We start from the raw sequence: 12,478 nt of genomic DNA on the forward strand, positions 1-12,478 counted from the left end.
CTAGACAGCTCCACTCCACAACCGGAGGCCTTCACCTACCTACGACATCAGATCGTGTCGTCACACAACCTCGACCAACCTCCCTGGACAGCACACCTAGGTCCTGTTTCATAAGGGCGGTCGAGCCGAGGCGGACCCGCCGCAGGCCGACCAGTTCTTATGAAACAGGACCTAGATCGGTGCGAGCCGGAAGCCGACCCCACGGACCGCGTGGATGGTCGCGGCGGCGTCGAGCCGGGCGAGCTTGCGGCGTACCCGACGCACGACCGAGTGCATGTCGGACCCGCGGCCCAGGTGCCGGTTGCCCCAGACCTCGAGGTGCAGCCGCTCGTACGTCCAGACCTGCCCGGGAGCGTCGACGAGGCAGATCAGCACGTCGTGTTCCAGCCGGGTCAGGTCGATCTCCTGGTCGCGCCAGCGCAGCACCCGGCGGTCGGAGTCGACGCTCAGGTCGGGCGGCGGCTGCGGGCGCCGCGCCACCTCCGCCCGTGCGGGCGGGGCCGGGGGAGGTACGACGGGGGGCAGGTCGCCCACCCCGAGGAACTCCCGTGCCTGCTCGACACTGGAGACGATCAGGAAGGCGTCGCTGCCGCCGAGCAGCCGTGCCAACTGTCGGCGCTCGGCCGGTGACGACGCGATGCCGATGACGAGTGGAGCGACCGAAACGCCGTGCATTGCCCAACCCCTTCCGGTTCCCCACGAACACTCCGGATGGTTTTCGCACCGCCGAGAATCATCGATCGGCGTCTTGATCTTAGTGACGGCTCGTCTCGGCCAGGTAAAACATAGTTGCATGTAAGCATGTGAATGAAGGCTCACGTCTGGACGGCGCGGGCGGCGGGACGTTCGCGGGGGAGGATCGCCCGGGTTTTTCCGGTACGAGCGTCGGTTGTGACAGAACCAAGACAATCCACGGACAGCCCCCGGATCTGGCGGGCCGAGCATGGTCGCATGTCCCACGCATCGTCGTACTCCATCGGTCGCTCGTCGGTGCCGCCGCCACCGGCGCCGTCGCCCGGCCCGGCGCGCGCGCTGGCCGCCGGCCGGCCCGCCGCGCCACCGGCTCTCCGGCTGCTCGCGGCGGGCGTCTGTTGCCTGCTCGCGCTGTGTCTGGTCGGCGTGGTCTTCGTGTGGACCCAGCCCGGTCAGTGGGTCGACGGGCTGCTCCTGCCGCGCGCCGAGCGGGGCGGGGGTTACGAGCAGCCTGGCGGCCTGTTCGGTCCGGCCACGGTCGTCCTGCGGCACTTCGGTCAGCCGGCGCCGCTGGCCGTCCTGCTCAGCGCCGTGCTGGTGGTGGGCCTGCTCGGCCGTCGGCTGCTGCCCAGCGTCGTGGGCGTCGGCATGGTGCTCACCGCCGTGCTGGCGGCCGGCGTGGCGAAGTCGGCGCTGCCCCGCCCGGACCTCGCGGTGCCAAATTCGACCACCCACAACAGCTTCCCCAGTGGTCACGTCGCGGTGGCGACGGCCCTGGCGCTGGCGTTCCTGCTGGCGGCGCCGGGCGCGGCCCGACGGTGGCTGGTGGTGCCCGGCGCGGCCGGTGTCTCGGTGATCGGCGCGGCCACCATGATCGCGGGATGGCACCGGTTCAGCGACGTGCTCGGGGGCGTCCTGCTGAGCATGGCGCTGTTCTGCCTGGCGGCGGCCGCGTTGGCGGCCCGGTCCGGCAGCGACGCGCTCCGTCCGCCCGGCGGGCCGCCCTCCGGGCGGGTCCGGCGTGCTCTCGTCGAGGGCGCGCTGGGGCTGGTCGTGCTGGTCTGGGCGGTTCGGGTGCTGGTTCCCGGTCTGGCCGCCGAACTGCGCTGGGGACCGGTCCTGGCCGTCCTGCTGGCGACCGCGTCGACGATGCTCGCGGTGGGCGTGGCGGCGTTCCTGATCCGGTCGGTGGAGTTCGTCGGATCGGCGCAAGGCATCGACAAATATGAACAATCTGCGTGATGGGATACTTGACGGCATGCCCCAGGTCCTGCTGATCGAAGATCACCAGACGGTCCGCGACGGACTGCAGTTGGCGCTCACCCGGCAGGGCCACACCGTGGTCGCCGTGGCGACCGGTGAACAGGGGCTGGAGCGACTGCGGACGACCGCCTCCGACGTGGTGGTCCTCGACATCATGCTGCCCGGTATGGACGGGTTCGAGGTGTGCCGTCGCATTCGTCAGGACGGTGACCTGCCCATCATCATGCTCACCGCCCGCAACGACGACATGGACGTGGTGGCGGGCCTGGAGGCGGGCGCCGACGACTACGTGGTCAAGCCGGTACAGGCCCGGGTGCTCGAGGCGCGCATCCGCGCGGTGCTGCGACGCACCGGCGGCGACTCACGACGGCCCGGCGCGGATCGGCCCGGGCTGCACCGGCACGGCGCCCTGACCATCGACCGTGCCGCGCTGGTGGTCACCAAGCACGGCGTGCCGGTCGGCCTGGCCCCGACCGAACTGCGTCTGCTGCTCGAACTCTCGCACACGCCGGGCCAGGTGCTCAGCCGCCAACAACTGCTGGAGGCCGTCTGGGAGCACGGCTACCTCGGCGACTCGCGGTTGGTGGACGCCTGCGTCCAGCGGCTCCGCGCCAAGATCGAGGACGAGCCCTCGACGCCGGTCTACATCCAGACGGTACGCGGCTTCGGATATCGGTTCGGGCCGCTGTGACCCCCTGGCACCGGGCCCGCGCCATGGCGTTGGGCCTGCGCACCCGGCTGCTCCTGGCGTTCGCCCTGCTGGGTGTGACCACCACGGCGGTGGTGGCCAGCGGCAGCTACTTCCAGGCGCGGACGGTCATCCTCCAGCAGGCGCAGGACGCGGCGGTGGCCTCGCTGACCGACCAGCTCTCGAAGGTGTACCCGGTGCTGAGCCTGCCACCCGGCCAGGAGGAGATGGACCTGTTGGCGGGGAGGCTCTCCGACCGGGACAGCTACGCCGTCGTGCACTACCGGGAGCGCTGGTCGTCGAGCGTCGAGGGTGTCGACCAGCTCACCCCGCAGCTGCGACAGGAGGTGGCGCGCGGTCAGATCGCCTGGCAACGCGTCGACCGTGGCGGACATCCGGTGCTGCTCATCGGCACACAGCTCCGGCTCGACCGGTCCGACGGCACGAGCGTGGCGTCCGGAGTGGAGGTCTACTCGGTGCGCAGCCTCGCCTCCGAGCAGGAGAGCATCGACCGGCTCGCCACCCTCGCGTGGGTGACCGGCGGGCTCTCGCTGATCCTCGCGGTCCTGCTGGCCCTGCTGGCCGCCCAGGGGGTGCTGCGGCCGGTACGCGAGCTGGGTCGCGCGGCCCGCCGGCTCGGTGAGGGAGACCTGTCCACCCGGCTGACCGTCCGGGGCGTCGACGAGCTGGCCGACGTCACGCGCACCTTCAACGACACCGCCGCGACCATCGAGCGTCAGGTCGGTGAGCTGCGGCGGATGGAGGCCGACGCGCGGCGCTTCGTGGCCGACGTGTCCCACGAACTCCGTACGCCGCTGGCGGCCATGACGGCGGTCACCGACGTGCTCGACGAGGAGGCGGACCGGCTGCCGGGAGACGCCGGCCGCGCCGCGCGGCTGGTCAGTCAGGAGACGCAGAGCCTCACCCAGCTCGTCAACGACCTCATCGAGGTCAGCCGGTTCGACTCCGGCACCGCCCGGCTCGCCCTCGACGACGTCGACGTCGCCGCGGCGGTCACCGCGACGCTGCGGCTGCGGGGGTGGGCCGACCGGGTACGGGCGGACCTGCCGTCCGGTGTCGTCGCCCGACTCGACCCCCGGCGGCTCGACGTCATCGTCGCCAACCTGGTCGGCAACGCCTTCCGGCACGGCACGGAGCCGGTGTCCGTCCGTCTTGCCGCCGAACCCGACTGGTTCACGATCGAGGTCACCGACCAGGGACCGGGGTTGGACCCGGAGGTGCTGCCGCACGTGTTCGACCGCTTCTACAAGGCGGACACCGCCCGGACCCGCTCCGAGGGCAGCGGCCTCGGACTCGCCATCGCGTGGGAGAACGCGCGCCTGCACCGGCACGCCGGGCAGTCGGGGAGCCTGGTGGCGGGCAACCACCCGCCGGGCGGGGCGGTGTTCACGCTCCGTCTGCCCCGGGTGGCCGCCGAGACCGTGCACGCCGGAGGCGTACGGACAGCCGCGGACGCCGGAGGCGTACGGTGAGCCGCCGTCGCGGAACCCGGGCGCTGCTCGCGGTCGCGCTCCTGGTCGCGCTGCTCACGGCGGGCTGTGGAGTCCGGCCCAGCGACGTCATCACGGGCCGCTCCGCGGTGAGCGGCCCGTTCACCGGTAGGGGCCTCTACCTGATCGCGGACGGCGAGCTGGCGCTTGTCGTCCGGCCGGTGAAGAACGTGCCCGGGCCACCGCTGGAGACACTCGTGCTGCTCGTGTCCGGTCCCACCGAGGCCGAGCGGAGCGCGGGGCTCACCAGCGAGGTGCCGGCCGACGCCGCGCCGGTGAGCATGACACCGAGCACCGACGAGCCCGGCATCACGGTGCGGTTCAAGGGCGCCGTGCTGCCGCTGTCCACCCTCGCGGCCAATCAGATCATCTGCACCGTGGCGCTCGCCGGCCAGCAGCCCACTTCCGCCCCGGTCACCCTCGTCGGCTCGGACGGCACCCGGCCGCCCTGGTCCTGCCCCATCGAGTGACCGGGGCGACGCCGCTCACACCAGGTCGACCGCCCGTTCCGGTCGGAGCAGCCCCGGAGAGAGGACCCGACTCCGGTCGGTGAGCGTGCCGGCGATCAGGATGTCGAGCAGGGCGGGGAACTCGATGCCCGCCCGCTGCCAGATCTGCGGGAACTGCGACTCGGCGGTGAAGCCGGGGAACGTGTTGACCTCGTTGACGATGGGCTCGGCGCCCTCGTGGGGGAGGAAGAAGTCGACCCGCAGCAGCCCCCGGCAGTCGAGGGCCTCGAAGGCGCGGACGGCCCGGTCCTGGAGCACCTCGGTGGTGGCCGGGTCGAGCTGGGCCGGGATCTGGAAGACCGCCCCGCCGTCGTACTTCGCGTCGTAGTCGAAGAAGCCCGCGCCACTGACCCGGATCTCCAGCGGCGGACCGGCCTGCACCCGTCCGTCGGGGTGCTGCAGGACGGCGATGTCGATCTCCCGGCCCTGCGCGCCCTGTTCGACGAGCACCTTCGGGTCGACCTCCCGGGCCTGCGCGAGCGCGGCGGGCAGCGCCGACCACTCCGTCACCCGGACGACGCCCAGGCTGGACCCCGCCCGCGCCGGCTTCACGAAGACCGGCAGACCCAGCCGCTGCTGGTCGGCCGGCGACAGGGTCTCCCCGGGGCGCAGGGTCACACCCGGGCTGACCCGCAGGCCCTCCGCGGCGAGCAGCCGCTTGGTGACGCCCTTGTCCATGCCCGCCGCGCTGGCGAACACCCCGTTGCCGACGTACGGCACGCCGAGCCATTCCAGCAGCGACGCGACCGTGCCGTCCTCGCCGTACGGGCCGTGCAGGGCCGGGAACACCACGTCCTGGGCGCGCAGCACCCGCAACGCCTGCGGCAGGCCCATCGGGCGACCGTCGACGTGCCAGCCGCCGTCGGTGTCGATGAGCACCTCGGTCACCTGGTACCGCTCCCGGTCCAGACCGGCGAGGATGGCGGCCCCCGAGCGCCGCGACACCTCGTGTTCGCCGCTCCGCCCGCCGTACAGCACTGCCAGTCTCGTCAACATGCGACGTCCGCCCTTTCGTGGAGATGGACGCGGCCCACCCGCGCCCCGATTCCGGTCAAGATCTCGTGTGGGTTGGTGCCGGCCCAGCGCGCCCACTCGGTGACGGTCGGCGCGTCGTCGTCGCGTCCCGTGCCGATCACGACGACCGGGTCGCCGATCCGCACCGCCAGGTCACCCACATCGACCACGCACTGGTCCATGGCGATCCGCCCGACCACCGGGCAGCGCCGGCCGCCGAGCCAGACCTCGGCCCGGCCCTCGGTGGCGCGGGGCAGCCCGTCGGCGTAGCCGAGCGGCAACAGCGCCAGCGTCGTCGGGGCGGCGGTGACGTGCTCCGGCCCGTACGAGACGCCGGTGCCGGCCGGCACCCGCTTCACGTTCACCACGGTCGTGCGCAGCGTCAGGGCGGCGTGCAGCCCGAACGCCCCGGGACCGACCGCGCCGAACGGGTCGACGCCGTAGAGGGCCAACCCGATGCGGCAGAGGTCGAAGCGGGTCCGGGGCGCGGACAGCGCCGCCGCCGAGTTGGCCAGGTGGACGAGGTCGGGGTCCAGGCCGGCGGTCCGGGCGACGCGCAGCGCCTCGGCGAACGTCCGCACCTGACCGTCCAGCGCGGGCGCGCCCGGTACGTCCGCGTCGGCGAGGTGGGACCACACACCTCGTACCCGGACCGTTCCCTCGACCTCGTACTTGCGGGCCCAGGCCACCAGGTCGGGCCAGTCGTCGCGGCCGGCGCCGTTGCGGGTGAGGCCCGTGTCGGCCTTGAGCTGCGCCGTCGCGGGCACGCCGACCCGCAGGGCCGCGTCGGCGAGCGCGTGCAGGTGGGTGATCGTCGAGACGCCCACGTCGACGCCCGCGAGGATCAACCCGGTGAAGTCGTCGTCCGGGCGGTGCAGCCAGCTCAACGTGGGGGCGGTGATGCCCGCGGCGCGCAGGGCCAGCGCCTCGGCCGCCGAGGTCACGCCCAGCCAGGTGGCGCCGGCGCGCAGCGCGGCCCGGGCGACCGGCGCCGCGCCGTGCCCGAACCCGTCGGCCTTCACCACCGCCATCAGCTCCGTGCCGGTGACGGCGGCGATCCTCCGTACGTTGTCGGCGATCGCCCCGAGGTCGACCACCGCCTCGGCCAACGCGCTCATCCGGCGACCGCCTCGCGACGCGTCCCGGGGAGCGCGAACAGCCACCGGGCGTGCACCGCCAGCAGCGCACGGTGCACGGCCAGGCTCAGCCCGGCGACGAGCGCGGTCAGCAGGATCGGGTAGCCCAGCACGATCAGGCCCTGAGCGCCCGCGTCCAGCTCGGAGACCGGGCCGGCCAGCAGGCGGTGCAGCAGGGCCAGCAGCGGCATGTGGATGACGTAGATGGGCAACGTGATACGCCCGAGCGCGGCCAGTCGGTCGCCGAGAGCGGGCCACCGGACCAGCCGGGCGGCGGCGGTGACGCCGAAGGCCACCGCGACGACGGAGACCGCCGGCCAGACGCCGAACCACCGCTGCGCGCCGGCCGCCGCCATCGCGGCGAGCGCGAGGGCGTACGCCCCGCCGGTCAGCGCCAGTCGACGCCGGGTGGCGGTGGCGGCCCACCGTTGGATGTGCGGCCGCAGGTAGAGGCCGGCCAGGAAGAAGACCAGGTTCGCATAGAGGCCGCCCCGGTTGCCCGGCGTGGCCAGCAGGCCGGCGGCGGTGACGGCGGACAACACGGCGGCGGGTACGACGACCAGCGACCGGGGCAGCCGGCGGGTCGCCTTGGCGAGCGTGAAGTAGAGCGCCAGGGCGTAGAGGTACCAGAGGTTGGAGGGCGTGACGGTGAGCTGTGCCAGCAGACCGAGGGCGGACGTGGCCCGGTCGGTCGGGAAATCCGGTGCCGCGGCCAGGACCGCCGTGTGGATGAGCAGCCAGAGGGCGTACAGGTAGAAGAAGCCCGCGATGCGGCCCCGGGCGACGGCGCGCCAGGGCCGCTGCACGGCGTTGGCCGCGAAGAGGCCGCTGATGGTGAAGAAGAGCGGCATGCGCAGCGGCAGCAACTGCTCACCCAGCGTGCCCCACAGGCCCGGCACGGGTACGCCCACGTGCCAGTCGATCCGCAGGTAGTCCTTGACGACGACGTGCCATCCGACGACGAGGACGATGCACACGCCCTTCGCGGCGTCGGCCCACCGCACACGCTGCGGTCCGCCGGTGTCGGCCTGCCGGCGGTGGCGGAATCGGACGCGCGCGTCGGGGTCGTACCCGTCCGGTCGCGGCTCGGTGCGAGACAGCTCTTGGATCACTCAGCAGAAGGTGCCAGCGGGATATCCGCGCCTGGTCCTCGAATTGTCATGATCCGGTAATGGACTCCGCCAGATCGTCGGAGCGGGACCACCACCATCGTGCCGACGACGCGTTGGGAACCCGGGGAGCGCTACTAGGCTCGATCGCGGAGGTGCCGAACATGAAGCTCGGTCTGCACTACTGGAACTTTTCGACTCCGGCCGATCCGGCGGCCATCGCGCCGACCCTCAGCGAGGCGGCGACCATCGCCGAACAGGCCGGAGTGGCCTCGTTCACGGTCATGGACCACTTCTTCCAGATGGAGGCGCTGGCGCCGGCCGAGGAGCCGATGCTGGAGGCGTACACCACGTTGGGTTACGTCGCGGCGCAGACCCGGCGGATGACGCTGGGTGTACTGGTCACGGGTGTGATGTACCGCTATCCGGGGCTGCTGGCCAAGACCGTGACGACCCTCGACGTGCTCTCCGGCGGCCGGGCCCGGCTCGGCATCGGGGCGTCCTGGTACGAGCGGGAGCAGCGGGGACTCGGCGTGCCCGTGGTGCCGGTCGCCGAGCGGTTCGAGCGACTGGAGGAGACGCTGCGGATCTGCAAGCAGATGTGGAGTGACGACGACGGGCCGTTCGACGGGCGGCACTACCAGCTCACGGAGACGATCAACTCGCCGCAGCCGCTGCGCCGTCCGCATCCGCCCATCATGATCGGCGGCAGCGGCGAGAAGAAGACACTGCTGCTGGTCGCCAGGTACGCCGACGCCTGCAACCTGTTCGGCACGGGCGCCGAGGGGATCGCGCACAAGCTGGACGTGCTGCGCGGGCACTGCGCCGCCGAGGGCCGCGACTACGACAGCATCGAGAAAACCGTGCTGGCCAGCAAGCCGCCGCTGGAGGATCTCGACGCGTTCCTCGCCGAGGTGTCCGATTACGCCGCGCTCGGCGTCACCGAGGTGCAGGTCACGCCGGACCGGCACCCCGTGGAGTTCGCCCGGCGGCTCGGCGACGAGGTGCTGCCGCGGCTGGCCGACATCGGCTGAGTCGGGCGCGGTCGTGATCGACACCAGTTCAGCGAAGTAGGGGCATCTGCCGGCCCGGTTACCGCCAGATGGGCGATGTCGCGTCGATCAAGCCCCGTCCACGACGACGAGGGCCGCCCGCCCGCCGAAGCGGAGGGACGGCCCTCGTCGACGTCGGATCAACCGACCGAGGCGGGGAACCTGTCCCAGACCCGGTGCGCGGCCATCAGCCGCCGCACCCCGGTCAGCGCCTCGGCGCCGGAGCCGGCGGCCACGATGCCGGGGGTGCCGGCCACTCCGGCCTGCTCCAGCACGCTGGCACCGGCGCCCCACGCGCCGATCGCCTTGGCGTGCCGCCAGCACTCCTCGACCAGAAGCAGCACGCGCGGGTCGACGGTCGCCGCGTCCGGCCGGCCGGCCTTGGCGTCGCGGGCGGGCAGCGCGTCGGGCGCGGGCACCGGCGCCCCGGCCAGCAGGAGCGCGTCGAACTCGACCGACCGGCCGGTGGCGAAGGTCCGCTGGACCGGCAGGTCGCCCACCAGGCCACCGTGGGGGGCGATCAGCAGCGGCACCATGCCGGCGTCGAAGACGGCCCGGCGGACCTCGTCGACGTCGTCCAGGTCACCGTCGGGGTCGACGACGATCCCGACAGTGCGGCCGTCGGCCGGCCACTCCCCGCCGACCTGCGACAGGGCCGGGCTCGGCGTGACGTCGACGGGCGTCACCGTGGGCTGCGGCGCGGGCAGCCCCAGGCCGGTGGCCACCTGCTCGCACAGCACCGCGTCGATGTTGGCGAGGCACCGCAGCTGGCGTTCCTTGATCGCCTGGTGGTAGCACTTGCCCAGCTCGAAGGTGTACGCCCGGATGATGTGCTCCCGCTCGACCGGCGACATGCTCAGCCAGAACAGTCGTACCTGGCTGTAGTGGTCGTCGAAGGACGCGGGGTTCGCGCGGACCTTGGGCGCCTGCGCCACCGTCACCGGCACGTCGACGAAGGCGTGCTCGGCGTCGCCGGCTTCGAAGGGGTTACCGCCGTCGAGGGAGTTCGGCCGGTACGGCGCGACGCCGGCGTGCACGGCGTGCTGGTGGAAGCCGTCGCGCAGCATGTCGTTGACGGCCGCGTGCGGACGGTTGATCGGGATCTGCGTGAAGTTCGGCCCGCCGAGGCGGGTGAGCTGCGTGTCGACGTACGAGAAGAGTCGTCCCTGTAGCAGCGGATCGTTCGTGACGTCGATACCCGGCGGCAGGTGGCCGAGGTGGAAGGCGACCTGCTCGGTCTCGGCGAAGAAGTTCGTCGGCGTCCGGTTGAGGACCAGCCGGCCGACCGGCTGCACCTCCGCCAACTCCTCCGGGACGATCTTCGTGGCGTCGAGCAGGTCGATGCCGGCGAAGGTCTCCTCGGGCGTGTCCGGGAAGACCTGGATGCCGAGTTCCCACTCGGGGAACGCGCCTGCCTCGATCGCGTCGTAGAGGTCCCGGCGGTGGAAGTCGGGGTCCATGCCGCCGAGCATCTGCGCCTCCTCCCAGGTCAGGGAGTGCACGCCGAGCTTCGGCTTCCAGTGGAACTTGACCAGCACCGTCTCGCCGGCCTCGTTCACGAGGCGGAAGGTGTGGACGCCGAAGCCCTCCATGGTCCGGTACGAGCGCGGGATGCCCCGGTCGGACATGTTCCAGATGGTGTGGTGCTGCGCCTCGGTGTGCAGCGACACGAAGTCCCAGAACGTGTCGTGCGCGCTCTGTGCCTGGGGGATCTCCCGGTCCGGGTGCGGCTTCGCCGCGTGGATGATGTCCGGGAACTTGATGGCGTCCTGGATGAAGAAGACCGGCATGTTGTTGCCGACCAGGTCGAAGGTGCCCTCGTCGGTGTAGAACTTGGTGGCGAAGCCCCGGGTGTCCCGGACGGTGTCGGCCGAGCCGCGCGACCCGAGGACGGTGGAGAACCGGACGAAGACCTCCGTCTCCCGACCCTTCTTCAGGAAGCCGGCCCTCGTGACCGCCTCGGCGGTGCCGTACGCGGTGAAGACCCCGTGCGCGCCCGCGCCCCGCGCGTGCACCACGCGCTCCGGGATGCGCTCGTGGTCGAAGTGCGTGATCTTCTCGCGTAGGTGATGGTCCTGGAGCAGGACCGGTCCCCGGGGGCCGGCCTTGAGCGAGTGGTCGGTGTCGCGCAGCCGGGCCCCGTTCGCCGTCGTCAGGTACGCGCCCTGCTGGCCGTTCGCGCTCGTCGGCGCGCCGGTCTCGGCGCCGGTGGGCGTACGCGTCTGCGGCGCGCCCTGTTCGGGCCTGGGCGGCAGCGGGTCGTGCGGCGCGGTCGGCTCCTCGACGGTGGGCGGTGCGCTGCCGGGTGCGCCCGGTACGTCCGGCGTGAGGGCGTCGGCGATCTTCTCGGAGGCGGTCTTCACGACGTTCCTGACCGCCTCGGCGGGCTTGCTGGAATCCACTGGGCGAACCTCTCGCTGGAGCGTTTGGGCAGGCCCCTGCACCCCTACCCCTGCCTTGAGGGTCGAAACGCACGATAAATCCGGGACTGGTGATTTCACCGATGCGCCGGCCGACCCGGGCAAATGACACTGACGAACGTCGATATTGCTCGACTCTAGGGAGTGCCCGACGTGTCGTCACCAACCACCACCCGTCCCCGTTCCCTGCCCGCCCGAGCCGCCCGGCTCGCGCTGGCCGCCACCCTGCTCGTCGCCGGTGTCCTCGTCGGACCGACGGGTGCCGCCCAGGCGGCCGGCCCGTACGACCGGGGTCCCGACCCGACCACCGCGATCCTGGAGGCCAGCCGCGGCCCCTTCGCCACCGCCTCGCAGAGCGTGTCGTCGCTGAGCGTCACCGGCTTCGGCGGCGGGGTCATCTACTACCCGACCAGCACCAGCGAGGGCACCTTCGGCGCCGTCGCCATCTCGCCCGGCTACACCGCCGCCTGGTCCAGCATCAGCTGGCTCGGCCCACGGATCGCCTCGCACGGCTTCGTGGTGATCGGCATCGAGACCAACACCCGGCTCGACCAGCCGGACAGCCGGGGCCGGCAGTTGCTCGCGGCGCTGGACTACCTCACCCAGCGCAGCTCGGTGCGGAGCCGGATCGACAGCAGTCGGCTCGCCGTGGCCGGCCACTCGATGGGCGGCGGGGGCAGCCTGGAGGCGGCCTCGTCCCGGCCGTCATTGCAGGCCGCGGTCCCCCTCGCGCCCTGGAACACGGACAAGAGCTGGTCCGAGCTGCGCGTGCCGACGCTGATCATCGGCGGCGAGAGCGACACCGTCGCGCCGGTCGCCACGCACTCGGTGCCGTTCTACAACAGCATCCCGTCGTCGGCCGAGAAGGCCTACCTGGAGTTGAACGGGGCGAGCCACTTCTTCCCGCAGACGGTCAACACGCCGACGGCGCGGCAGATGGTGGCCTGGCTCAAGCGGTTCGTCGACGACGACACCCGCTACGAGCAGTTCCTCTGCCCGGGCCCCAGCGGGTCGCAGATCGAGGAGTACCGCAACACCTGCCCGAGCGCCTGAGCGCGCACCTCCGGGACGGTCGCCCCACGG

At 72.3% G+C, this 12,478-nt stretch carries 11 protein-coding genes; 6 read left to right on the forward strand and 5 right to left on the reverse strand.

Annotation, left to right across the window (positions count from 1 at the left end; translation table 11 throughout):
- Nucleotides 1–171: 171 nt before the first annotated feature.
- A complete protein-coding gene (locus ACIBTX_RS22190; protein ID WP_357134683.1) occupies nt 172–675 on the reverse strand; it encodes a winged helix-turn-helix domain-containing protein in 504 nt (167 codons plus the stop codon).
- A 276-nt stretch (nt 676–951) separates the two neighbouring features.
- Between ACIBTX_RS22190 and ACIBTX_RS22195 the strand changes: the two genes are divergently transcribed.
- From ACIBTX_RS22195 to ACIBTX_RS22210, 4 genes are read left to right on the forward strand one after another with little or no spacing between them, the layout of a single operon-like run.
- On the forward strand, nt 952–1,935 hold the full coding sequence (locus ACIBTX_RS22195) for a phosphatase PAP2 family protein (protein WP_357134682.1): 984 nt from the start codon (nt 952–954) through the stop codon (nt 1,933–1,935).
- Between the two features lie 16 nt (nt 1,936–1,951).
- Nucleotides 1,952–2,647 (forward strand): response regulator transcription factor, encoded by a 696-nt coding sequence (locus tag ACIBTX_RS22200; protein WP_357134681.1) that lies wholly within the window; start codon nt 1,952–1,954, stop codon nt 2,645–2,647.
- Entirely contained in the window at nt 2,644–4,137 is a 1,494-nt protein-coding gene (locus tag ACIBTX_RS22205; protein WP_357169412.1) for a HAMP domain-containing sensor histidine kinase, read from the forward strand. The genes ACIBTX_RS22200 and ACIBTX_RS22205 overlap by 4 nt, the downstream gene beginning before the upstream one ends.
- Nucleotides 4,134–4,625 (forward strand): hypothetical protein, encoded by a 492-nt coding sequence (locus ACIBTX_RS22210; protein WP_396832925.1) that lies wholly within the window; start codon nt 4,134–4,136, stop codon nt 4,623–4,625. The genes ACIBTX_RS22205 and ACIBTX_RS22210 overlap by 4 nt, the downstream gene beginning before the upstream one ends.
- A gap of 15 nt (nt 4,626–4,640) precedes the next feature.
- On the opposite strand, the gene ACIBTX_RS22215 is transcribed toward ACIBTX_RS22210, so the two are convergent.
- From ACIBTX_RS22215 to ACIBTX_RS22225, 3 genes are read right to left on the reverse strand one after another with little or no spacing between them, the layout of a single operon-like run.
- Complete coding sequence (locus ACIBTX_RS22215) at nt 4,641–5,660, reverse strand: D-alanine--D-alanine ligase family protein (RefSeq protein WP_396832926.1); 1,020 nt, start codon at nt 5,658–5,660, stop codon at nt 4,641–4,643.
- Nucleotides 5,654–6,796 (reverse strand): alanine racemase, encoded by a 1,143-nt coding sequence (gene alr, locus ACIBTX_RS22220; protein ID WP_396832928.1) that lies wholly within the window; start codon nt 6,794–6,796, stop codon nt 5,654–5,656. Before alr ends, ACIBTX_RS22215 begins: the two co-directional genes overlap by 7 nt.
- Nucleotides 6,793–7,926 (reverse strand): acyltransferase family protein, encoded by a 1,134-nt coding sequence (locus ACIBTX_RS22225; RefSeq protein WP_396832929.1) that lies wholly within the window; start codon nt 7,924–7,926, stop codon nt 6,793–6,795. The genes alr and ACIBTX_RS22225 overlap by 4 nt, the downstream gene beginning before the upstream one ends.
- A gap of 59 nt (nt 7,927–7,985) precedes the next feature.
- Between ACIBTX_RS22225 and ACIBTX_RS22230 the strand changes: the two genes are divergently transcribed.
- Nucleotides 7,986–8,957, forward strand: a complete 972-nt coding sequence (locus ACIBTX_RS22230) for an LLM class F420-dependent oxidoreductase (protein ID WP_357392885.1) — start codon at nt 7,986–7,988, stop codon at nt 8,955–8,957.
- 158 nt (nt 8,958–9,115) lie between these two features.
- Here ACIBTX_RS22230 and ACIBTX_RS22235 read toward each other — a convergent pair whose 3' ends face one another.
- A complete protein-coding gene (locus ACIBTX_RS22235; protein WP_396832930.1) occupies nt 9,116–11,377 on the reverse strand; it encodes a catalase in 2,262 nt (753 codons plus the stop codon).
- Nucleotides 11,378–11,548: 171 nt separating this feature from the next.
- On the opposite strand from ACIBTX_RS22235, the gene ACIBTX_RS22240 reads away from it, so the two are divergent.
- Nucleotides 11,549–12,448: an alpha/beta hydrolase family protein gene (locus ACIBTX_RS22240; protein ID WP_396832931.1), complete on the forward strand. Its 900-nt coding sequence runs from the start codon at nt 11,549–11,551 to the stop codon at nt 12,446–12,448.
- The last annotated feature ends 30 nt before the right edge of the window (nt 12,449–12,478 follow it).

The sequence above is a fragment of the Micromonospora sp. NPDC049359 genome (genome assembly GCF_044466585.1).
Lineage (GTDB): Bacteria > Actinomycetota > Actinomycetes > Mycobacteriales > Micromonosporaceae > Micromonospora.